The following is a 20,611-nucleotide window of genomic DNA, read 5'->3' as shown; positions in this document are numbered from 1 at the left end:
CCCCGAGCCCGGGGAAGCCGAGCCCGGGGAAGCCGAGCCCGGGAAGCCGAGCCCCGGGAACCCGAGCCCCGGAAACCCCGAGCCCCGGGAAGCCGAACGGCCCGAACCGGATGTTTCCGGTTCGGGCCGTTGGGCTTATTCCAGCACCGAAAGTGCCGCCCAGCAATCCCGTCAACGCAGGGTTCTGAAACACTACAATGTCGTCCATGCCCGGGAAGTTTTGCTCGTCCCGGCGCCGACGTTGAGTCAAGGTTGGGGGAACCATGATGGCAATGGGAAACATGCTTCGCCGCTTTTTGGTGGCGGTGCTTTTGATGAGCCTTCCGACCGCCTGCGCTCCGGTCGAGCCCGGCGGCGCAACTCCCACATCGCCCGACCCGGATTCCGGCATCGAGGCCAGCCGGGACGCGGCAGCCCCGCGGGAAATAACTGGCAGCCCGTCTGCAACTCCCGCGAAAGCCGCCCGCCTTTTCTCCCAGGCCGAGGTCGAGACTCTGGCAGGAGTCGTAGCCGGTCCAGGCGGAGCTGCGGGTGAGGTCCTGACCGGAGCACGGTTCTGGGACCAAAATCAGTCCCTGCACTTCGGCGCGGGGGCGGCACGCGTCAGCCCGGCGGAATGCTCGGACGTGCTGGCGTGGGCCATGTTGATGTCAGCTGAATTGCCGGCCGCAGGAACGTTCAGCGGAACCCGTGCTGAGCCCGTGTTCGTCGCTATCAGCGCGGACCGTGATGCCGCACTGACGCTGGCGTTTGAGTCTGTATTCAAGCTGCCGGACTGTTCCCCCGCCACACTGACGGTCGAAGATGGTTCATTCACCGCGACGTATCAGCGGGCCTCGGCGTTCACCGACGCTGACAAAAGCTTTGCCGTCATTGCCACCATCATCATGGAGGGCCGGCGCCCGGCCCATTTCCTCCGGGTGGCTGCAAAAGACGGGACTCTGTTTATTCAGGCAACCATGCTCCTGGCCGACCCAGACGACTACCGCAACGAGGCGGACCGCCTCACCGGCTACATCAACCAGGTGGTGCGCGGCGAGCGGCAACTCCTACTCGGGGCCAGCCCCCGACCGGAGCCGGGCCCCGCTAAAGAGCCGCCCGGGGGCCTTGAAAGCTCCTGACCATCACGACGGCGGCGAACGTGCCGGCCGCTCGTCGACCCAGCGCTATTTATTTGAGGGTTCTGCTTCGGGGCGGACTGCACTACCTTTTTTCTATGGCCATGGGCAGCGTTGCCCTGACCCTTTATAGGAATTTCTACTCAGTGAGGAGTGGGAAGAGGTCATGCCGCTACGCACCAAAATTTTTCTGGGTGTCCTGGTCTTGTTGCTGGTTGTCGGCGGGGGAGTGTTTTTGTACAACGACAACGTCAAAAGGAGCCGCGCCGGGGAGTACAACCCCGAGATCAGTCCGGCGGATTTCACCACCAACATAACCAATAAGTATTTCGCGCTCCCCGTCGGCAAGAAAATGACATACGAGACGGCCGGCCAGGGCGGAGTCACCGAACGGATCGAGATTGAGATCCTGCCGGAGAAAAAGCGGATCGAGGGCTTTGAGACCGTCGTTTATCTGGACAAGGAATACAAAAACGGCCAGCTGGTGGAGGAAACCAGGGACTACCTTGCGCAGCACAAGAACGGTGACGTGTGGTACTTCGGGGAAGATGTGAATAACTATTGGAACGGGTTCCTGCTGCACCATGGGGGCAGCTTCCTCCACGGAAAAGACGGGGCAAAAGCCGGGATCTGGATGAAGGCCGACCAGCGGGTGGGCGATTCCTACCGGCAGGAATTCTACATTGGCAGCGCGGAGGACATGAGGGATACCGTCGCCACCGGCCAGACCGTCTCCACGAAAGCCGGCAAATACACCGACTGCGTCAAGGTGTTGGACTGGTCGCCGCTTGAGAACGCACGGGAGCACAAGTATTACTGCCCCGAGGTCAAAACATTGGTCCTGACCGAAGATCTCCAGTCGGGTGCCAGGTCCGAACTCGTGAATGTTGTCCAGCCCTAGGAACAACGCGCCGGATAGAACGTGCAAACTGGCCTGTGAACGCAGCTGTTGCCCGTTACGGCAGCTCCCGGCGTTCGCCGACGCGGACCGCGTCCTCGGACAAAACGTAAGCCATCCGCCGTCGTTCCAGTCGTGCCTGCTGCGCCGGCGACGGGATCCGCGCACCTTTCGCCCGGTTGCACCTGCTGCATGCCGCGACGAAGTTCTGCAGACTGGTCGAGCCGCCCTTGGACCATGGGTAGAAATGGTCACCATGCTCTGCGGGACGGGAGCAGCGGCGGCTGAAGCCCGCCTCCATCTCGCACTGTCCGCCGGCCCGGGCCATCCCTTCGCGGCGCTCCTGGCGCGTGAAGCGCCGGACCGGGTCCCGCCGTCGGACGTCCCGGAAGCGGATGATAAGCGCGGTGACGACCAGGGCAAGGATGACCAGGGCCGGGGCGGCGGCCGCCGCCAGGACGCCGTCGAACATCCCGCGCAGGATGTCGGAGACCGAGGGGCCGCTCGTGCCGAAGGTTGTGTGGACCGTGTTGGGGTGAAAGGAAAAGACGACGGCAGCGGCCAGCCAAACGGTGGCGGCGGCGTATGCCAGCCGCAGGGCAACCCGCGTCCAGTAGATGCGCTCCAATTCCAGCACGATATGTTCCCCCAGGATGGCCGCGACGTTTCTCTAACTGGGCGATTCTACGTGGTGACCTGCGGCGTCAGTGCCGGGGGCTGTGCCTGGCGAGAGCGCCCGCAGGCCTGCCTCGGTGGCAGCCGAGAGCAGTTCGGCGTCGTAAGCGACCAGCACGTCCGCCTGCAAGCGAATGGCGGCAGCGAGGTGGATGGCGTCGGCGCTGCGAAGATTCCCTGGCATTGCGGCGGCGTACATGAGGTCCGAACGCGCAAGATCCACCAGGTTTATTCCGCTCAACACAGTTGTGATCAGCTCTGCCGGGAGCCCCCGGCGCTTCCCGGCACAGTGGAGTTCGGTGTACATCAGCATTGAGGCGACCAGCTGGTCGCCCCTTTGCACGGCTGATGTGAGGTATCCAGCTGCCGCAGGGGAGCCGGTTTCCTCGATGATCAGTTTCAGCGCGGCTGACGTGTCCACATAGATGATCAACGGTCGCCACGCAGGTCGGACAGGATTTCTTCGCTGCCGGTGTCGGACCTCACGCGGGGCAGCATCTGGAAATCGACAGCGCCTGAGGCAGGGCGGACGCTACCGGACAGCAGCAGCCGTTCGAAGGGCGAGGCCGATGGGGGAATTAGAGTGGCTGCCACCTCGCCGTTGTTGGTCACGTCAATGACCTCGCCGTTCTTCACGCGCTCAAGGATCCTGCTGCTCTGATTACGGAGCTCGCGATGGGGAATAGTGGCCATGATTGCCTCCGTAGCAATCGTAGCAACCATCGGCTTGCTGAGCGACGTTTGGATACCGCAACGCGGGGTCACTTAGCGCCCAATTAAGGGCCCTCATTGGGCGCTAAGTGACCCCGCGTTGCAGTAGGACAACCGTCAGCCGGCGACCTTCTCCTTTTCGGCCTCCTTGGCCTTCATCCACTCGGTCAGCCACGGGGCGCGGACGCTTGAGGTGATGCGGCAGTCGGCCACGAAGGTGCCCCTGGCGCCGGCGTCGATCCAGTCCGTGAGCGCGGAGAGGTCCGACAGTTTGCGGATGACCGCGGACTCCGCCCCGATCGCGCGGGCAATCCCGCTGAAGTCCACCTCGGGGATCAGCATCGGCTTTTCGGTCAGGCCCTGCGAGCCGTACTGATGGATCTCGGCCCCGTAGGCGGCGTCGTTGTAAATCACGACGACGGCGCTGCTCGCCGCTCCCACGAGCGACTCCAGATCGGACAGGCCCATCAGGAATCCGCCATCACCCGAGGCCAGCACCAGAATGTTGCCCTCGTCCACCGCCCGGGAGGCCCCGACGGCGCTGGCCAGGCCAAGCCCGATCGACTGGTACGCCGTCCCCACCATGACCAGGTCCTGCGGGCGCGGGATGCGCCAGTACATGGGTGCCCAGCCCAGGAAGTGCCCGCCGTCCTGGACCACGGTGCGGCGCTCCGGCAGGACGGCATCCAATGCCGTGGCCAGCGCCCGGGGGTCAAGGCGGCCGTCCGGGACCTCCGCGCTGCCGGGGTGGTGGCCGGGTCCCTCGGCCAGGCGCTTGAGTGCTTCCGCGCGCCAGGCCTTCGATGAACCGGCGTCGACGGCGTCGTCCAGCAGACGGAGGAGCCGGCCCGCGGCAGCCTTCACGTCCGCGCTGACGAACATGTCCACCCGCGGGTTGGTCGGCTCCAGGGCGGCGTCGATCTGGATCACGGTGGCGTCCGGGCCGATCAGGTGGCCGAAGCGCATGGTGAACGGGCTCAGGCTTGCCCCGGCCACGAGGACCACGTCCGCCTCGCCCATGAGCCCGGCGGCGGTGTCCGTGCCGAAGCCGCCCGCGACGCCCAGGTACCCCTCGCCCTGCAGCAGGTTCAGCGCCAGGGCCGTCCCGGCCGTGAGCGCACCGAGGCGATCAGCCAGTTCCCGGAGTTCAGGCCCGGCACCGGCGAGGTGCGCACCCCGGCCGGCCAGGATGAGCGGCCGCTTCGCGCCGGTGAGCAGTTCGGCCGCCCGGCCGAGTCCGCCGTCGTCGTTCCTCACGGCAGCCGCCGCCGGCGGCGCGGGAAGCTCTTCGTCCGCCGCCTCAACGGCCGCCAGATCGTACGGAACGGCAATGACGACGGCGGTCCGCCGGGCAAGTGCGTACTCCACCGCTTCCTGGGTGATGGAGCCCGCGGCGTCACGGGTGACCGTGAAGGTGGCCGCGCCCAGCCCGGCGGCGATCGCCGCCTGGTCCACGTCCCACGGGCGGGCGCCGCTGCTCGGTGCATCCCCGGTGACGAGCACCACCGGGATCTGCGCCTGCACCGCTTCCGCGAGGGCCGTCAGGGCGTTGGTGTAGCCGGGGCCGTAGGTGGTGGTCCCAGCCGCGAGGCGCCCGGATGCCCGGTAGTAGGCGTCCGCAGCGGCGATGGCCGCGCCTTCATGGCGTACGGCGGTGAAGCGGAGGCCCTCCTTCTCGGCGGCATCCAGGAAATACACGTTTCCGTTGCCCATCACGCCGAACACGTCGCTGACATAGCTGCTGAGAACCTGCGCCACCCGGCCGGACACTGTAAGAGAAGTCATGCAGGAATCGTCGGATGCGGGCCCTCGGTAAGCAAGACATCGACTATTTGCTGGGACTTTTGGCAGTTTCTCCATAGCCCTGCTGAAAATATGCCCAAAGGTGGTGCGCGTCACCCCGCCTTAGCCGGGCTGGCGGCTCTCCTGCTGTGACAGCCGGGCCAGCAGGCCGTCATAGCGGGGCGGCATGAGCTCCACGACGGAGATGGCTGTGCTGGTCCGCTGGATTCCGTCGATCTCCAGGATCTGGTTGGTGATCCGGTAGAGATCGGCCGTGTCCCGGGCCACCACCTTGGCCATGAGGTCAGCATCGCCTGTGGTGGCGTGGACCTCGATGACCTCCGGAATCGCTTCGAGCCCGCTTTCCACCGATTTGGCGCGGGCCTGGCTGATGGCCAGGGAAAGGAAGGCCAGCAGCCCGTAGCCGAGCGCCGCTGGGTCCAGCCTCCGGCTGAAGGACCTGAGGGCACCGCCGCTCTCGAGTTTCGACAGGCGTGCGTGCACGGTGTTGCGTGCGACGCCGAGCGTCCGGGACAGTGCCAAAGCACTGGCTTCCGGGTCCTTGTCGAGCGCGAGGATGATCCTGGCGTCCAGGGAATCGAAGGTGCGGGGAGTCGGGATGGTCATATTTTCACCACAGACGATAGAAGTTGAGCAGAAATCCCAAGGCATTCAGAGTATCTTGCAATGTGGTCCCGGTCACTTCCATGATCAAGACCCATGACCAGTAATCAGATACTGATGGCCACGGAAACCGCACACCCCACCCTGCGTGCAGCGGTCGCCGGCCTCCCGTCCTATGTCCCGGGCCGGCGCAGCGCCGGTGAGGACATCGCAGCCCTCGCCAGCAACGAAAGCCACTACGAACCCCTGCCCGCGGCAGCCGCCGCCGTGGCCGAAGCGGCCGGCAGGATGAACCGCTACCCGGACATGGCCGCCGTCGAACTCCGCGAACGGATTGCTGCCCACCTGGCTGTCACCGCCGAAGAGGTCGCGGTGGGACCCGGCAGCGTCGGCGTTCTGCAGCAGATCATCACCGGGCTTTGCGACGCCGGGGATGAAGTGATCTTCGCCTGGCGAAGCTTCGAGGCCTACCCCATCCTGGTGGAGCTGGCCGGTGCCAAGCCCGTCCGCATCCCGCTGGATGACGCCGAGGGTCACGACCTCGACGCCATGGCCGCCGCCGTCACCGACCGGACCAGGATTGTCCTGCTCTGCACCCCCAACAACCCGACGGGCGTCCCGATCAGCCATGAACGCATCGAGGCGTTCCTCCGCTCCATCCGCTCGGACATCCTCGTGGTGATCGACGAGGCCTACGTGGAATACGCCGAGACGGGCAGCGGGCCGGACTCGCTTTCGCTCTACCGCGAGTTCCCGAACATGTGCATCCTCCGCACCTTCTCGAAGGCCTACGGACTCGCCGGCCTGCGCGTGGGATACGCTGTGGCCGCGCCGGCCATCGCCGAGGGACTGCGCCGGACCGCCATTCCGTTCGCCGTGACGGCCCTGGCCCAGAAGGCTGCCATCGCCTCGCTGGACGCAAGCGACGAGATGGAGGCGAGGACCGCCGTCGTCAAGCAGGAGCGCTCGCGGTTGAGTGCACAGCTGGCGGCCCAGGGCTGGACGCTGCAGCCAAGCCAGGGCAACTTCCTGTGGATCCGGGCCGACGACGACCTCCGGGCGAGGCTCGTGGGCGCCTTCGACCAGGCGGACATCATGGTCCGCGCGTACCCGGGCGACGGCGTCCGGATCACCGTTGCCGACCCCGCTTCCAACGACCGCGTGCTGCAGGTTATGGCAACCATCCTGGCAGTCCACGCGGCCTGAAACCCGCTTCACCCTTAGCCGTTCCACCTTTACCCGTTCGATCTCTCCCTGTTCGACAGACAACCCAGAGGACTCTTCATGGAACAACGGACAATGACGTCTGCCCCGGCGCTTGGCGCCGCCCTCAAACCCCGCCAGCTCACAATGATGGGACTCGGAAGCGCCATCGGCGCCGGTCTCTTCATTGGTTCGGGCGCCGGCATCCAGGCCGCCGGACCGGCGGTGCTGGTCTCCTACCTGGTGGCCGGCACCCTTATCATCCTGGTGATGTGGGCCCTCGGCGAGATGGCCGCCGCCAATCCGGACAGCGGCGCCTTCTCCGTCTATACCGCCCGGGCCTTCGGGCCCGTGGCCGGTGCCACGGTGGGCTGGCTTTGGTGGCTCCAGCTGGTGGTGGTCATCGCGGCTGAAGCGCTCGGTGCGGCGGGCCTGCTCGCCACGATCTTCCCCGCCCTGCCGGTGTGGCTGATGGCCTTCGTGTTCATCGCGGTGCTCACCGCCGTGAACCTGACTCGGGTGAAGAACTTCGGCGAATTCGAGTTCTGGTTCGCGCTGCTCAAGGTGGCTGCCATCGTCGGGTTCCTGCTCGTCGGCGTCGCCCTTCTCTTTGGCTGGCTGCCGGGGGTCTCGTCACCGGGCCTGGCCAACTTCACCGGAGTCGACTTCGCTCCGCACGGCTTCGCGGGGATCGCCACGGCGCTCTTCGTGGTGGCCTTCGCCTTCGGCGGCACCGAGATTGTCTCCGTGGCCGCAGCCGAAACCCAGGATCCTGCCCGCAGCGTCCGCAAGGCCGTCCGCACCGTCCTGTGGCGCATCCTCATCTTCTACATCGGCGCCATCTTCATCATCGCGGCTGTTGTCCCCGTGGGATCGGCCGGCCTGAAGAGCCCCTTCGCTGCCGTGCTGGATGCCGCAGGCATGCCCGGCGCAGCCACCGCCATCACCCTCGTTGCCGTCGCGGCACTGCTCTCCGCCCTCAACGCCAACCTTTACGGCGCCTCCCGCATGGCGTTCTCCCTCGCCGAACGCGGTGAAGCTCCGCGCGTCCTGGCTTCCCTGTCCAAGGCCCGCGTCCCGGTGGTGGCAGTCCTGGCCAGCGTCTCCTTCGGCGTCGTCACGGCCGTGCTCGAGGTGGCCTTCCCGGAGAAGGTGCTTCCCCTCCTGCTGAACATCGTGGGCTCGACGTCCCTGCTGGTGTGGGCCTCCGCCCTGCTCGCCCAGCTTGCCCTCCGTCTCCGTGCGGACCGTGACGGAGTTGCCCTGCCGCTGCGGATGGCGGGCTTCCCCTGGCTGACGGGCCTCGGCCTGCTGATTCTCGCGGCCATCTTCACGGTGGGCTTCATCGGCGAGGACTCCCGACCCCAGCTCCTGAGCACCTTCGGCCTCGTGGCGGTCCTGGCAGTGGCGAACTGGCTGCACCACCGCTCCATGAACCGTTCCGCCGGGACCCCGGTGGGTGTCTCCGCGGAACGCCTTGAGTCGGCGGAGCGCGTCGAGCCGCCGGTGCTCATCGACTGACCCGCGGCTTTGGGGGATTCCGCGCAATTGCTTGGGGGTTCCGCGGAAAGGGGAGGGCGCGTCCGGTCTGGCCGGACGTGCCCTCCTTTTTCGGTGCACCACCACACCAACGCGGGGTCACTTAGCGCCCAATGAAGGCCCCACATTGGGCGCTAAGTGACCCCGCGTTGCAGTTTGGTCCACCGGGCCTTAATCGGACTGGGGCGGGCCTACGAGGCGGCCGAATTGAAGCCGGGGTCCGTCGTCGCGGTTTCCAGGAGCCGGTCGAAGCTGCGGATGCCGTAGTCCGGTGGCGTGGCCGCGATGACGATCCGCGTGATGGTGACCACCTCGGCATTCGCCTTGGCGTTCTGCTTCGGCTTGGGGGAGGGCTGCCGGACCGCCTTCAGGTGCAGGCCGGATACCCCGTTCACCAGCAGCGGGAGGCTCCCGCTTTCCATCAGGAGTGCACGGAGCCCGTCCGGCGAAAGCTGGTTCGTCCGGTCCGCCGTCAGTTCGAGAATGACCTCATTAACGGTCCCGGTCAGCCGCTGCAGGAACGCCCGCTCGCTAGAACTCCTGCCGATGATGGCCAGGACCGTGAACACGGTGGCGAAGCCCGCGACGAACAGCATCATGGCGCCGAAATCCCTCAGGAAGGGTGTGAAGGTCATCAGCAGCAGGCACAGGATGAAGCCGATGAGGGAGAACCCGCCGAAGGTGGCGCCCGCGCCGTCGGCCGGCCTGCCGCTCCATTGGGTGGACGTGAAGCTGCAGACTTCCCGGGATTGGGTCCGCGGAGTTGGCATGATCAGTTCCCTTTCACTTCCAGCAGGGCCTCGGCCAGAATGATTGCCTCGCGCGCTTCCCGGAGGCTTTCCCGGAGATCCGGATCCGGGAAGCCGAGGCCGGTGCCCTCCGGGGAGAGGGACAGATCATCGGCCACCTTGCGGAGATTTTCCCGTTCTACCGCCAGCAGCCGGGACGACGTCAGTTTGACCCGGCTCTTCTCCAGTTCAAACAGCGATCTGTTGATTTCGTCCTGGCGTTCCCGGATCGAATGGCAGACGTCCTGAACTCGCTGCGTGCGGCTGGTGAACATCCGCTCCATCTTGGCCGCAACGTCATGGAGCTCCCGCAGGGTGCTGTATCTCCGCGCCCCATGGGCTCCGCTGGGCCGGGCCAGGAGCAGACTGATGAGCGAGAGGCGTTGACCCCACAGTTCGAGCCCCGTCTGGTTCTGGGTGAGGAGCAGTTCCGCAGCGCCGAGGGCCGTGGCCAGGGCATCGCGCCGCGGAGTGAGCCTGCCGGCAGCGGCGTCCAGCCGCGCGATGAACTCGGCGTAGTTGTCGAGGGCCGGCGCGGAATTTTCCTCCCTGCTGGCCACCGCCATGGTGGGCGGGGCAGGCGGCCCGTTGGCCGCCGTCGTACTTTTCCTGCCTGACCCGACGCGCGGGGGCTTGGGCGGCTTAAGCGGCGGGACGGCGCGGGGTTCCGGTCCGGAGTCAGGTGCGCCGTCGCTCATGATCAGTCATCCCCATTCATGATCCGTCCAGGCCGGCTTGCACCGTCCACGAACGAAGCAGGAGCGCCCGCGCACCTGCCTGTGGATGCCCATTGTAGATCCAGGTGCTGACCTTGTCTGCGGTCACCCTCCCGCCCCGAGTTTTTGTCCAGATAATCGTCGTTTGGCTCGATTCAAGTCGCGATATCTGCCCAAAAACTCGGGGGCCTCGGCGACGGATCCAGCTCACGTCCCCGGCGGGAACAGCGGCCGGTACACCGGCGGGAAGGCGTCCGCGGGACGGAGGTCAAGCCTGGGCGGGTCGGCGGTGATGGGGTCGTTGGTCCGCAGATTGGCCACCGCGTACTGGACCATCATGTCGTGGTCCTCGTGCACCAGGTTGTGGCAGTGGATCATGTACCGTCCGCCCTCCTGAGCCGTGGAGTCGAACTGCATCAGCGTGGTGATGGACTCGTTCTCGCCGGCGTAGAAGACGTCCTTGGGACCGCCCTCCCAGGCGAACGGTTTGCCGCCGTTGGTGTTGCGGGCGATGATTTTGGCGTCGACCAGGTGGACGTGGACCGGGTGGAACCATCCTCCGGACTGGTTGATGATGGTCCACTGCTCGACGGCGAAGGGCTGGGGATTGCCGAACAGCTTGGTGAACCCCGACCTTTCAATGTCGTCCCAGATGACACCGTTGATGGTCCACAGGCCGTTCTGGCGCTCGAATCTGAGCTGCCTCTTCACCGTGGCCATCTGAGGGGTCAGGCTCATCGTGTCGATGCCGCCCAGTGACGCCCTGGGCGACCCTCCGTTGTCCAGCCTGGACGGGATGGAGGAGATGGACCCCGCCCCGGAACCCGAATCGGTGACCACCTGGAACCGCATGATCTTGTTCGTGTTGGCAAAGTCGATGTTGTTCTTGTTGCTGAGGTTGCGCAGGTCGACGGTCTGCCCCACCTTGTACTTGCGGAAATCGATCAGGATTTCGGTGCGCTCCGCTGAGCCCATCCGCCATGACGACACAGCCTGGACCACCGGTGTCATGCCGGCATCGGTGCCAACGATATAGACGGGTTCACCGTTGGAGAGGGTGGGCCGGTAGGAGCGCGCGACCGAGGCGTCAAGCACGCGGAAACGGTAGATGCGCGGCTTGACCTTCATGGTGGGCCACGGCACCCCGTTGACCAGGATGATGTCGCCCCACAGCCCCTTTTGGCCGTTGTCGTTGAACGCGAGCGAGCCGTCCGACCGGAACAGTGCATCGGAAATCATCAGCGGCACGTCAAACTCGCCCTGCGGCAGCTGCGCCCTTTCGAACCGGTCGGACAGCGGGTAGAACGCCGCCAGCCCCGAATACACATTCTCGGCGGTGATGTGGTGCTTGTGGTCGTGGTACCACAGCGTCCGCGCCGCCTGCCGGTTGGGGTAGTGGTAGTTCTTGAAGAAGCCCGGCACGGTGATGTCATTGGCATAGCCGTCGTACTGGGGGAGCGACGCCGAGCCGTGCAGGTGCGTGGAGGTGCTGAACGTGCCCGGCTGGAGCAGACCGGTCTGCGGGAACGCGTTGCGGATGCGCACCTCAATCCTGGTCCCCTGCCTGGCCCGGATGGTGGGGCCCGGGAAGATTCCGTTGAACCCGGCCAAAGTGGTGGTGAGGCCGGGCAGCATGCGGGCCTGTCCGAGTTTCTGGGTGAGGGCGTAGCGCTCGAAAGGCCGTTTCGGGTCGCCGCCATCGAAGCCCTTCTGAAAAGGCACGAGCTCCGGGGGCCGCCGGAAGACACCCCTGAACGGGACCGGGGTGTTCTGCGGTGCCAGCTGACTCTGGCTTATGGGCTCTGTGGTCGCCGCCTCGGCGCTTCCGGCCAACGCTCCGGTCATGGCAGCGCCCACCACACCCAGTTTCAGTACTTCCCTGCGAGACGCCATTGTCTCCTCCAGTCATTGATATGGGTTGACATGCAACGGACCCGCGACCAATGGCCGCAAGTTCGTTCTCCCCCGTGGAGATGCAGAGACCGTGTAACGGGCCCAAGTGTGGGCCGGGGGCACTGGGAAAACCTTGCAGTTTCTGCCGGCCAGGCCCGCGGCTACCCCATATGGGGCGTTGGCCGGCGTGCGGCTGGTTTCGGTCTCGCGGACTGGCTTTCGGAATGAAAGTTCTGGCTTCCGGGTGGAGATTGGCCGGAAACGGCGTTCTGCGCCGGAAAGCCGCGGATAGGGTGGCAGGCATGGAACCAGTAATGAAGTTTGGACGGCGTTGGGGCGCCCCGGTGGCGGCCGTCATTTTCTTCTCCCTGTGGTGTGTGGCCGAAGCCGGCCGGATGGCACCGATCGCCGGCTTCGGCGGTGGGTTGCAGACCTGGCCCGGGACCTGGCCGCTCGTGCTGACCACGCTGGCGATTGCGGCGGCCGCCTGGCAGCCGCTGGCGTCCCTGGCACTCGTCGCCCTGCTGCTCGCCGGCCAGCTGGCACACCTGATCCCGCCGATGTACGACAACAACTGGGCGATTTACATCGGATCCTTTGTTGCGCTGGTGTTCATCGTCTGGCTGCACCAGGGATGGACGCGGCTGGTCGCGGCCGGGGCCAATGTGGTCTTCGCAGCCGCCATGGCGTTCCTCCTGCTGTCGTGGCGGTACGGCGCCGGCGTCGGTTGGTTCCTCCATTACGACGGCGACTTGGGCATGCTTCGCCGCAATGGCTGGCAGCTTTTTGCCCTCTTCGTTGTGATCGCGGCGGCATGCTTCGGCCTTGGGCTTCTGCTGGCCCTCTACCAGGAGCGGGGCTCCCTGTTCCGTGCGCGGGACCTTGCGCAGAGCACGCTTGAGGCGGCCGAAGTGGACCTGATCGTGGAACAGGAACGGACACGCATCGCCCGGGACCTCCACGACGTCCTCGCCCATTCCCTCGCGGTCATAGCAGCGCAGGCCGACGGCACCCGCTACCTGAGCAAGGACCAGCCGAAGGCCGTCCTCAGCGCGCTGGAAAACATCGCGGGGTCCGCCCGCACTGCGCTGGTTGACGCCCAGCGCGTCATTGAAGGCGTGCACGACGACGGCATGGCCGTCCCGCAGCCACGGCTCAGTGACATTGAGGTGCTGATCGAGGGGATGCAGCGGGGCAGCCTGAAAATCGAATCCAGCGAATCCGGAACACGCGTTGAGCTGTCCGGCGGCCAGCAGGTGGCGGTCTACCGCATCGTCCAGGAGTGCCTGACCAACGCCCTCAAACACGGCGGGCGGGGAACGGCTGTCCGTCTCCACTTCGACTGGAGCGGCCCCGGCCTGACCCTGCACGCGGCATCGGCAACTGTGGCCGCCAAGCCCGGACAACCGGCGGAGGCTGCACCGCAGCGGTCCGGCCGTGGCCTGCCCGGAATGCGCGAACGCGCACACATGGCGGGCGGCTGGCTGACGGCCGGACCGGACGGCGAGCAGTTCAGGGTGACGGTGTTCATCCCCTACCCGGCAGGAAATCCCGGCACGACGGAGGACGACGGGGACCGGCTTGGCCGGCAGACCGATCTCGTAGCCGTGTCCGCCGCGGCGGTGGAGGCTGACCCCCGTGGGTGAGGCTGCGTCGCGCATCAAGGTGGCGCTGGTGGATGACCAGCCGCTGTTCCGTGCGGGCATCCGCATGCTCATCGAAAGCCAGCCGGACATGGAGTTCTCCGGCGACGCCGCCGACGGGGAACAGGCCGTGGCCCTGGCCGCCGAGCGCCGCCCGGACGTGATGCTGATGGACCTGCGCATGCCCGTCCTGGACGGAGTCACCGCCACCAGCCGAATCATCAGCCAGGCCGACGCCGGCAACACCGACAAGCCGAAGATCATCGCGCTGACCACCTTCAACCGGGACCAGGCAGTGGTCGAAGCCGTCCTGGCCGGGGCCAGCGGATACCTGCTCAAGAGCGCCGAGCCGGAGTTCCTGCTCGCCGCCATCCGGACCGTCCACTCCGGCTATTCGGTCATCGCGCCGGGCTCGGTGCACTCCTTGTTCGAACACGCGGCGAGACAGGCTCCGGTTGCGGGCCCGGATCTGTCCGTCCTGGATGTTCTCTCGGTCCGGGAACGGGATGTGTTTCTTCTCGCCGCCAAGGGGCTGACCAACGGGGAGATGGCTGAAGGCCTGTTCGTCTCCGAGGCCACCGTCAAAACGCACCTGCGCAGCGTGCTGGACAAGCTGGAGCTGCGGACGCGCCTGCAGCTGATCGCGTTCGCGCACGAACGGCGGCTGCTCGGCAACTGACGCGCGAAGTCAAGAGACGCGGCTGAGCGCGCACTGCCCGCTCCGGCGCCTGGCTTGGGGAGGACCAAACTGACGGCCGACGGCGGTACTTGCCGCCCGCCGTCGGACTTGCCTCCCGCCGTCGGGAATTCCGACGGCGGCACCCCACCAAAATCCGTAAGCTCAGTACCGGCCGGGAACGGGAGCCGGGTTCCGGGCGCCGAGGAGTGTGGCCACCCAGACGAGGACGGCGAGGGCGGCGTAGCCGGTGGTGATGACGGGGAGGCTCAGGACCCGGCTGGCTTGTCCGGCAATGAGGCTGGGGACGGCGGACCCGGTGTACGAAATGGCGTAGATCACGGCGAGCAGGCCTGCGCGCTCGCGGGGGAGGGCCTCGGGCAGGAGTGTGTTCATGCTGCCGGAGGTGGCAAGGCCCATCCCGATGCCGCCCACGACGCCCGCGCCGATAAACAGGCCGAGGATCCCGGCAGTGCTGGCGGCGGCGAGCCCGATTCCTGCGGCGGCGACCAGTGTCATCCCGGTGCGCTGAGCGGCGGCAGGTGTGAAGCGTCCGGCGAGGAAACCGCCCAGGAAACTCGGCGCCATGTAGGAGGCGAACACGGCCGCCGCAACGAGGGGGCTGTGCGAGCCGAGGTCGTCTGCCGCGATGGAGGGGCCGAACGAGGTGAAGTACCCGCCGAACGCCCAGGTGGCCACAAACACGCCAGACGCGAGGGGCAGGTAGGGGCGTGACGCCGTCGGGACCGCCAGCCGCGGGATCAGCGAGGACCACGCGCCGGGCGTGCGGGCAACGGTTTCCGGGCGGGTGGCAAGGGCGGCCGCGCAGCCGAGCAGGACCGCGGCGAACAGGCAGAAGGTGAGCTGCCGCGGGGCGGGCCCGAACTCGACGAGCACTCCCGAGAGGAAGACGCCGAGGGCGAGGCCGATGGTGGCGGCGGCAGTGGTGACGGCCGCGACAAGCCACCGCGGGCGGCGCGGTGCGGTGTCCACGATGTAGGCGCCGATGGCGCTGGAGGCAAGGCCGGCTGCAAGTCCCTGGAGGACCCGGCCGAGCAGGAGGGGAAGGAAGCTGTGCACCCACAGCAGGGTGAGGCAGCCGGCCGCGGCGAGCAGCAGCGCGGCAATGGAGACGGGGAGCCGGCCGTGGTGGTTGGAGAGCCGGCCGAGGACCAGCAGGGCGAACACGGCGCAGACGAAGTAGGCGACGGCGACCAGCGAGAACTGGTCGTTGGTCAGGCCGTCGGCGCTGCGGTACGTGTCGTAGAGGGGAATGGCCGAGGCGCCGGCGGCGAACACGGAGACGAACGAGACGGTGGCCGCGATGAAGCCGCGGCCCTCGGCGGGCACCGTGGTCCGGCCGGGTTGGGGGTGTGTTTGGGTCATGTGCTCTCTGAAGTTGGTTTCCGGGGATGTCAGGGCTGGGTGCCGTTGTATTCGTCGTCGGTGATGTGCTCCAGCCAGGTGGTTGTGGTGGCGGGATCGTCACCGTTCTCCAGCATGGCAATGTGCTCCATGAAGCAGCCGGGTGCGGCGGCGTGCCAGTGCTCTTCGCCGGGCGGTGTGTACAGGGTCTGGCCGGGGTGGACCTCGATGATCCTGCCGTCGCGGCCGCCGAACCGGGCCACGCCCTGGGTGACGCGGAGGTACTGTCCGCGGGCGTGCGAGTGCCAGGCGGTGCGGGCGCCGGGGGCGAACCGGACGGTGGCGACGATCATGCGCTGGTCGCTTTCGTGCGGCAGGGCGATGGGGTCCAGCCACACATCGCCGACGAACTGCTCGGGCGGGTTCTTGCCGGTGGGCCTGGTCGGTTCGATGTTCATGCCGACCACGCTACTTACCCGTCCGGTGCCGCGGGAGTCTCTGCCAGTACCCGTATCGGCAGACCCTCCCGCGCGGGCGGGAAGGGGCGTTGACTTGTGCCACTGGACCCCACTGAAAGGAACAACATGACCGACGAGACAACCGGCTGGACCGGCGGCCAGCGCGCCTTCGGCGATTTCGCGCCGGGGCTGGTCCACTACACCGACCGCGTTCTCTTCGACGAGGTCTGGGAGCGCCCTGAGCTTTCCAAGCGCGACCGCAGCCTCGTCACGGTCGCGGCGCTGCTTGCCGGCGGCAACAGTGAGCAGCTGACGTTCCACCTCGACTTCGCCAGGAAGAACGGTGTCACAGAGCAGGAGCTCATCGAGGCCGTCACGCACCTTGCCTTCTACGCCGGCTGGCCGAAAGCGATGTCCGCCATGGCCGTGGCGAAGAAGGTCTTCACTGCCGGGTCGGCACGGGAGGGCTGAGCCCCGACGCCGGGTGGTTCCCTTGGTTGGGCAGACTCAGTTTCGACGGGCACCACCACCACCCGAGTTTTTGTCCAGATAATCGCCGTTCAGGCCGCCCTAGAGGCCATTATCTGGACAAAAACTCGAGACCTCAGCCGGCTCAACCAGAGGCGTCGGCTTGGTTTCGACGGGCTCAACCACCGAAGCATCACGCAACGCCAGCGCCGCCTGGACCAGGGCGGCGTGGGTCATGGCCTGCGGATAGTTGCCGAGGAGAGTCCCGGTGGCGGCATCGGCCTCCTCGCTGAACAAGCCCAGCGGACCGGTGATGCCAAGAAGCGCCTCGAACATTTGCGCCGCCTCCGCGGCCCGTCCTGTCAGGGCGAGTGCCTGCACCAGCCAGAACGAGCACGGCAGGAAGGCGCCCTCATCCCCGGGCAGCCCGTCCTGGCCCGGAGGATAGCGGTACAGGAACGGGTAGCCTGCCGACAGCTCCGCCCACACCGCATCCACCGTGCCGCGCAGCCGCCCGGAGTTCGGGTCTTCGAAGCCCGTCACCGGCAGGATCAGCAGGGCCGAGTCCAGGTCCCCCGACCCGTAGGAGCGCGTGTACGTGTTCCGGGCGGCGTCGAACCCCCGCGTCCGGATGTCGGCCGAGATGGCAGTCCGGGCCGCTTCCCACCGGCCCCGCCGCCGGGTGCCGATGCGGTGCGTCTCGGCGATGCGCAGGGCCCGGTCCAGGGCGAGCCACGCCATGATCTTCGAATGTACGTGGTGCGCGGCATCAGCACGGATCTCCCAGATGCCGGCGTCCGGCTCCACCCAGCGACGCGCCACGAGATCCGTGAAGCCGCGCATTGCCCGCCACGTCTCCGAGTTCAGCCGGTGCCCCTGCCGGACGAGGTTCCACGCCGCATCAATCACCCAGCCGTAGCCGTCCAGCTGGTGCTGGTGTGCGGCCCCGTTGCCCACCCGCACCGGGGCGCTGCCCGCGTATCCCGGCCAGTTCGCCAGGGTGCGCTCGCGCGGGACATGCCCTCCGGTAAGGGTCAACAGCGCGGGCAGCCGGGGGCGCTGGAGCCGGCTCGCGTGCAGCAGCCAGTTCAGGAAGTTCAGCGCCTCCGCGTCCTTGCCCAGGCCGAGGAACGCGGCGATGCCAATGCTGGCATCCCGCGGCCAGGCGAACCTGTAATCCCAGTTCCGGATGCCGCCCGGATCCTCCGGCAGCGACGTGGTTGGCGCGGCCACCGGCGCGCCCGAGGGCGAATAGGTCAGCAGCTTCAGGGTCAGCAGGCTCCGCACGACGGCTTCGCGGAACGGGACGTCCTTGCTGATGCCCGATGACCACTCTCGCCAGCGCGCTTCGTCGTCCTGCACCAGGTCCCACGCCGTTTCGGGATCGACCCAGACCAGCGGTTCCGTGTATGCCAGGGCGAGCACCAGCACAACGGGACGTCCGGGCTCAACGGTGATTTCCGTCGTCGTACCCGGCTCCACCCGCTGCCCGCCGCTGCAGCCGAGCGACAGGGCCAGCGCACCCCATTCGCACACGAGGTGCCGGTCCTGCCGGATGCGGGGGCGGAGGTGGCGCTCGCCGAAGCGGGGGTTAAAAACGACGGCGGCTTGCGCCGGTGCGCAGTCGGCCTCCAGCCGCCGGACCAGGAGAGTCGTAGGCAGCAGGCGTCCCGACACCTCCGCCACCATCGCTTCGGTGAGCGTCAGCGTGCCGCCGTCTGTGGCCCAGACCGTCTCGAGTGTGGCGGTGTGCGGCCGGTACCGGCGGTGGAGGCGTTCAGCGTTCTGCGCAGGGCCGATACGGAAGGTGCCCGCTTCCGGGCCGCCGAGCAGCGCGCCGAAAACGGGTTCGCCGTCGAAGGTGGGCGCGCAGAGCCAGTCGATGCCGCCGTCGGCCGAGACCAGGGCGGCTGTGCGCGTGTCTCCCAGCAGCCCGTAGTCGGCAAGGGCGGGGGACTCTGCGTTGGCCATGTCGCGTTCACCTTCTCTCACGCTGGGTCAGCCGGCCGTGAGGAGCAGCCCGAGGAGCGATCCGTAGACCAGATGGGCTGCCACCGCCACGGCCGGCGTCTGGATTCCGTAGTTCAGGCCCAGCAGCCCGGGAGGTTCGAGGGCTGCGCGGCTGGCCGGACCTGCCCGGGTGCTGGCCATTCGGGGATGGATGCCGGGAAGCAAGGGAAGAATGACGGTCAGCGCCACGGCGACGTGTAGGAGTCCCAGCAGGGCACCGATCCACCAGGTGGCCCTGCCCAGCATCGCGAACACCGCTGCGTAGCCGAGGGCGAAGACCTGCCCGGCCGCCAAGTGGATGAAGAAGCCGGCGATCCGCGCCCTGTCCGGATCCGGCGTGACCAGGCTGCCCAGGACCAAGGGCAGGTCGAGCCGGGTCCAGCCGGCCATCTGGAACGCGATCATCACGGCGGTCAGGGCTGTGGTGGCGAGCAGCCCGAACAGCGCCCAGCCTTGCCAGTCCATCTCAACCTCCACTCCACGACGCATTCTAAAAGTAACTTCTTCAATTTTAGAATGGGGGCAGGGAGCAGACAAGGCCCCATACGTTCGCCCAGGACGCAGACTCGGTGCGGGGACACGCGGATTCGGGTGTCCTCGCACCGGTTCTGTGTCCTCAGCGTCGGCGGCGTGCTTCGACAACCTCAGCCCCCAACAAGCACCACCACACCAACGCGGGGTCACTTAGCGCCCAATGAAGGCCCGAGATTGGGCGCTAAGTGACCCCGCGTTGCCGTTCGGCCGCGTCGCAGTTAATGTCCGGCGAGGTGGGCCGCCACGTACTCCGCATCCAGCCCCACCGCTGCCACCGTCGACGATGCGTGTTTCGTGAGCCACGGCAGCCCGACCGCATAAAGCCCCGGAACCTCGGTGACGCCACGCGAATGGCGCGGGTAGTTCCATTCGTCCAGAACCGGAATGTCGAGGAACCCGAAGTCCAGCCCGTAGCCGGTGCTCCAGATGACGGACGAGATGCCCTCGGCGCCGAGGTCCAGGCGCGCCCCGGACGAGGACGGCTGCCAGTCGAGCGCGGGCACGGGTTCTGCAGCAGGCGCCGCGATCCCCGCCGCCGAAATGTACGCGTCCAGCATCACCTGCATCCGCTGCCCGAACGCCGATTCCGTCAGCGCGATGCGGGCGGCGAGGTCGTCGCTGAAGGTGATGACGCCGTCGTCCGTTCCCTCATAGTGGCCGTGCAGCCGGACGCCCTGCCGGCCCAGGTCCCGCAGGCGGATGCTGTGCCCGCCGTCGTTGCCGGAGACCAGCGGATTGCACATGAAGCGCGCGGCCGGCGACGGGAGCTGCGCCAGCTGCAGTCCGTTGATGCCGTAGTCGGGCCCGTGCAGGTTGACCTCGAGGAGCCAGTAAAACGTGTCCTGCCCGCGGTAGCGCCGCGGCGCCTCGGGGCAGGTTGAAACCGACAGGTGCACCTTGCGGCCGGCGTCGAGCAGGTCCTCGGTGATCTGCCCGCCCGACTGCCCGGTCCCCACTACCAGCACCGCGCCGTCCGGCAGCTGCGCCGGGTTGCGGTACTCATGGCTGTGCAGCTGCGTTATGTGCCGGGGGAGTTTGGCGACCGACGGCGGAACGCGCGGCACCTGATAGGCCCCGTTCGCGAGGACGACGTTCCGTGCCAGCCAACTTCCGTTGTTCGTGTCGACGGCGAACTTGGCGCCCGCTGTCGGCCCACCACCCGCCCCGTCCGCCCGCGCAACCCGGGTCACCTCCGTCCCCAGCTGCACCGGCGCGTCAATCCGCCGGGCGTACTCGCGGAACAGTTCGATCACCTCGTCCCGCGGCAGGAAGGCGTCCGGCTCGGGACCGTCGTACGTCATACCGGGCAGCAGGAACGCGAAGTTCGGCGTATTCAAATAGAACGAGTCCCAGCGGTCCTGCCATGCGCCGCCCAGCTCCGGGCGCTGCTCCAGCAGCAGATGCTCGACGCCGGCCCGGCTCAGCCAGTAGCTCGTGGCCAGGCCCGCCTGCCCCGCCCCGATAACCAGGGTGTCGATGTCACGTGTGGTGCCGGGGGAGGACGGCATGG

General features: G+C 67.2%; 20 protein-coding genes. 7 read left to right on the top strand and 13 right to left on the bottom strand.

What is annotated here, in order from left to right:
- Window positions 1-314 precede the first annotated feature (314 nt).
- Window positions 315-1,121 carry a hypothetical protein gene (locus R5O87_RS08065; RefSeq protein ID WP_462836412.1) on the top strand — a complete coding sequence of 269 codons (807 nt, stop codon included), beginning with the start codon at window positions 315-317 and terminating at the stop codon, window positions 1,119-1,121.
- Window positions 1,122-1,284: 163 nt separating this feature from the next.
- Window positions 1,285-2,019 carry a hypothetical protein gene (locus tag R5O87_RS08060; RefSeq protein ID WP_410554408.1) on the top strand — a complete coding sequence of 245 codons (735 nt, stop codon included), beginning with the start codon at window positions 1,285-1,287 and terminating at the stop codon, window positions 2,017-2,019.
- Window positions 2,020-2,074: 55 nt separating this feature from the next.
- On the opposite strand, the gene R5O87_RS08055 is transcribed toward R5O87_RS08060, so the two are convergent.
- The 5 genes from R5O87_RS08055 to R5O87_RS08035 form a co-directional block, all read right to left on the bottom strand.
- Complete coding sequence (locus R5O87_RS08055; protein WP_410554407.1) at window positions 2,075-2,653, bottom strand: HNH endonuclease; 579 nt, start codon at window positions 2,651-2,653, stop codon at window positions 2,075-2,077.
- 33 nt (window positions 2,654-2,686) lie between these two features.
- Entirely contained in the window at window positions 2,687-3,112 is a 426-nt protein-coding gene (locus R5O87_RS08050; protein ID WP_410554406.1) for a type II toxin-antitoxin system VapC family toxin, read from the bottom strand.
- 8 nt (window positions 3,113-3,120) lie between these two features.
- Window positions 3,121-3,384: a type II toxin-antitoxin system Phd/YefM family antitoxin gene (locus R5O87_RS08045; protein WP_410554405.1), complete on the bottom strand. Its 264-nt coding sequence runs from the start codon at window positions 3,382-3,384 to the stop codon at window positions 3,121-3,123.
- A gap of 135 nt (window positions 3,385-3,519) precedes the next feature.
- Window positions 3,520-5,187, bottom strand: a complete 1,668-nt coding sequence (locus R5O87_RS08040) for a thiamine pyrophosphate-binding protein (RefSeq protein ID WP_410554403.1) — start codon at window positions 5,185-5,187, stop codon at window positions 3,520-3,522.
- A 120-nt stretch (window positions 5,188-5,307) separates the two neighbouring features.
- On the bottom strand, window positions 5,308-5,811 hold the full coding sequence (locus R5O87_RS08035) for an Lrp/AsnC family transcriptional regulator (RefSeq protein ID WP_410554402.1): 504 nt from the start codon (window positions 5,809-5,811) through the stop codon (window positions 5,308-5,310).
- Between the two features lie 93 nt (window positions 5,812-5,904).
- On the opposite strand from R5O87_RS08035, the gene hisC reads away from it, so the two are divergent.
- Both hisC and R5O87_RS08025 read left to right on the top strand, forming a co-directional pair.
- The gene (gene hisC / locus R5O87_RS08030) at window positions 5,905-7,014 is read left to right on the top strand and encodes a histidinol-phosphate transaminase (RefSeq protein WP_410554401.1); all 1,110 of its coding nucleotides are present in this window, start codon (window positions 5,905-5,907) and stop codon (window positions 7,012-7,014) included.
- Between the two features lie 78 nt (window positions 7,015-7,092).
- Window positions 7,093-8,532, top strand: a complete 1,440-nt coding sequence (locus R5O87_RS08025; protein ID WP_410554399.1) for an amino acid permease — start codon at window positions 7,093-7,095, stop codon at window positions 8,530-8,532.
- Between the two features lie 209 nt (window positions 8,533-8,741).
- On the opposite strand, the gene R5O87_RS08020 is transcribed toward R5O87_RS08025, so the two are convergent.
- The 3 genes from R5O87_RS08020 to R5O87_RS08010 form a co-directional block, all read right to left on the bottom strand.
- Window positions 8,742-9,320, bottom strand: coding sequence for a hypothetical protein (locus R5O87_RS08020; protein WP_410554398.1), 579 nt, complete (start codon window positions 9,318-9,320; stop codon window positions 8,742-8,744).
- Between the two features lie 2 nt (window positions 9,321-9,322).
- On the bottom strand, window positions 9,323-10,036 hold the full coding sequence (locus tag R5O87_RS08015) for a hypothetical protein (protein WP_410554397.1): 714 nt from the start codon (window positions 10,034-10,036) through the stop codon (window positions 9,323-9,325).
- Window positions 10,037-10,261: 225 nt separating this feature from the next.
- Entirely contained in the window at window positions 10,262-11,947 is a 1,686-nt protein-coding gene (locus R5O87_RS08010) for a multicopper oxidase family protein (protein ID WP_410554396.1), read from the bottom strand.
- Window positions 11,948-12,261: 314 nt separating this feature from the next.
- Between R5O87_RS08010 and R5O87_RS08005 the strand changes: the two genes are divergently transcribed.
- Together R5O87_RS08005 and R5O87_RS08000 are read left to right on the top strand one after the other, a co-directional pair.
- Window positions 12,262-13,593 carry a sensor histidine kinase gene (locus R5O87_RS08005; RefSeq protein WP_410554395.1) on the top strand — a complete coding sequence of 444 codons (1,332 nt, stop codon included), beginning with the start codon at window positions 12,262-12,264 and terminating at the stop codon, window positions 13,591-13,593.
- Window positions 13,594-13,657: 64 nt separating this feature from the next.
- Window positions 13,658-14,269 (top strand): response regulator, encoded by a 612-nt coding sequence (locus R5O87_RS08000; RefSeq protein ID WP_462836437.1) that lies wholly within the window; start codon window positions 13,658-13,660, stop codon window positions 14,267-14,269.
- A gap of 162 nt (window positions 14,270-14,431) precedes the next feature.
- Here R5O87_RS08000 and R5O87_RS07995 read toward each other — a convergent pair whose 3' ends face one another.
- Complete coding sequence (locus R5O87_RS07995; protein WP_410554393.1) at window positions 14,432-15,652, bottom strand: MFS transporter; 1,221 nt, start codon at window positions 15,650-15,652, stop codon at window positions 14,432-14,434.
- 29 nt (window positions 15,653-15,681) lie between these two features.
- Window positions 15,682-16,089, bottom strand: coding sequence for a (R)-mandelonitrile lyase (locus tag R5O87_RS07990; protein WP_410554392.1), 408 nt, complete (start codon window positions 16,087-16,089; stop codon window positions 15,682-15,684).
- A 126-nt stretch (window positions 16,090-16,215) separates the two neighbouring features.
- Between R5O87_RS07990 and R5O87_RS07985 the strand changes: the two genes are divergently transcribed.
- Entirely contained in the window at window positions 16,216-16,560 is a 345-nt protein-coding gene (locus R5O87_RS07985) for a carboxymuconolactone decarboxylase family protein (RefSeq protein WP_410554391.1), read from the top strand.
- Window positions 16,561-16,659: 99 nt separating this feature from the next.
- Here the strand turns inward: R5O87_RS07985 and R5O87_RS07980 are convergent, their stop codons facing one another.
- The 3 genes from R5O87_RS07980 to R5O87_RS07970 all read right to left on the bottom strand — a co-directional run bounded on the left by R5O87_RS07980 (window position 16,660) and on the right by R5O87_RS07970 (window position 20,609).
- Complete coding sequence (locus tag R5O87_RS07980) at window positions 16,660-18,528, bottom strand: glycoside hydrolase family 15 protein (protein ID WP_410554390.1); 1,869 nt, start codon at window positions 18,526-18,528, stop codon at window positions 16,660-16,662.
- A 27-nt stretch (window positions 18,529-18,555) separates the two neighbouring features.
- On the bottom strand, window positions 18,556-19,032 hold the full coding sequence (locus tag R5O87_RS07975) for a hypothetical protein (protein WP_410554389.1): 477 nt from the start codon (window positions 19,030-19,032) through the stop codon (window positions 18,556-18,558).
- Between the two features lie 287 nt (window positions 19,033-19,319).
- A complete protein-coding gene (locus R5O87_RS07970) occupies window positions 19,320-20,609 on the bottom strand; it encodes a flavin-containing monooxygenase (RefSeq protein ID WP_410554388.1) in 1,290 nt (429 codons plus the stop codon).
- Window positions 20,610-20,611 lie beyond the last annotated feature (2 nt).

The sequence above is a fragment of the Arthrobacter globiformis genome (assembly GCF_046536215.2).
GTDB lineage: Bacteria > Actinomycetota > Actinomycetes > Actinomycetales > Micrococcaceae > Arthrobacter > Arthrobacter globiformis_E.
Note: the sequence above shows the minus strand (reverse complement) of the source record. Positions and strands in the feature narration are given on the sequence as shown.

Excerpts from the sequence above, each read along its gene's own strand:
- R5O87_RS08065 (WP_462836412.1), top strand. The coding sequence starts at position 315 with ATGAGCCTTCCGACCGCCTGCGCTCCGGTCGAGCCCGGCGGCGCAACT.
- R5O87_RS08060 (WP_410554408.1), top strand. The coding sequence starts at position 1,285 with ATGCCGCTACGCACCAAAATTTTTCTGGGTGTCCTGGTCTTGTTGCTG.
- R5O87_RS08045 (WP_410554405.1), bottom strand. The coding sequence starts at position 3,384 with ATGGCCACTATTCCCCATCGCGAGCTCCGTAATCAGAGCAGCAGGATC.
- R5O87_RS08040 (WP_410554403.1), bottom strand. The coding sequence starts at position 5,187 with ATGACTTCTCTTACAGTGTCCGGCCGGGTGGCGCAGGTTCTCAGCAGC.
- R5O87_RS08035 (WP_410554402.1), bottom strand. The coding sequence starts at position 5,811 with ATGACCATCCCGACTCCCCGCACCTTCGATTCCCTGGACGCCAGGATC.
- hisC (WP_410554401.1), top strand. The coding sequence starts at position 5,905 with ATGACCAGTAATCAGATACTGATGGCCACGGAAACCGCACACCCCACC.
- R5O87_RS08025 (WP_410554399.1), top strand. The coding sequence starts at position 7,093 with ATGGAACAACGGACAATGACGTCTGCCCCGGCGCTTGGCGCCGCCCTC.
- R5O87_RS08020 (WP_410554398.1), bottom strand. The coding sequence starts at position 9,320 with ATGCCAACTCCGCGGACCCAATCCCGGGAAGTCTGCAGCTTCACGTCC.
- R5O87_RS08015 (WP_410554397.1), bottom strand. The coding sequence starts at position 10,036 with ATGAGCGACGGCGCACCTGACTCCGGACCGGAACCCCGCGCCGTCCCG.
- R5O87_RS08010 (WP_410554396.1), bottom strand. The coding sequence starts at position 11,947 with ATGGCGTCTCGCAGGGAAGTACTGAAACTGGGTGTGGTGGGCGCTGCC.
- R5O87_RS08005 (WP_410554395.1), top strand. The coding sequence starts at position 12,262 with ATGAAGTTTGGACGGCGTTGGGGCGCCCCGGTGGCGGCCGTCATTTTC.
- R5O87_RS08000 (WP_462836437.1), top strand. The coding sequence starts at position 13,658 with ATGCTCATCGAAAGCCAGCCGGACATGGAGTTCTCCGGCGACGCCGCC.
- R5O87_RS07995 (WP_410554393.1), bottom strand. The coding sequence starts at position 15,652 with ATGACCCAAACACACCCCCAACCCGGCCGGACCACGGTGCCCGCCGAG.
- R5O87_RS07990 (WP_410554392.1), bottom strand. The coding sequence starts at position 16,089 with ATGAACATCGAACCGACCAGGCCCACCGGCAAGAACCCGCCCGAGCAG.
- R5O87_RS07985 (WP_410554391.1), top strand. The coding sequence starts at position 16,216 with ATGACCGACGAGACAACCGGCTGGACCGGCGGCCAGCGCGCCTTCGGC.
- R5O87_RS07980 (WP_410554390.1), bottom strand. The coding sequence starts at position 18,528 with ATGGCCAACGCAGAGTCCCCCGCCCTTGCCGACTACGGGCTGCTGGGA.
- R5O87_RS07975 (WP_410554389.1), bottom strand. The coding sequence starts at position 19,032 with ATGGACTGGCAAGGCTGGGCGCTGTTCGGGCTGCTCGCCACCACAGCC.
- R5O87_RS07970 (WP_410554388.1), bottom strand. The coding sequence starts at position 20,609 with ATGCCGTCCTCCCCCGGCACCACACGTGACATCGACACCCTGGTTATC.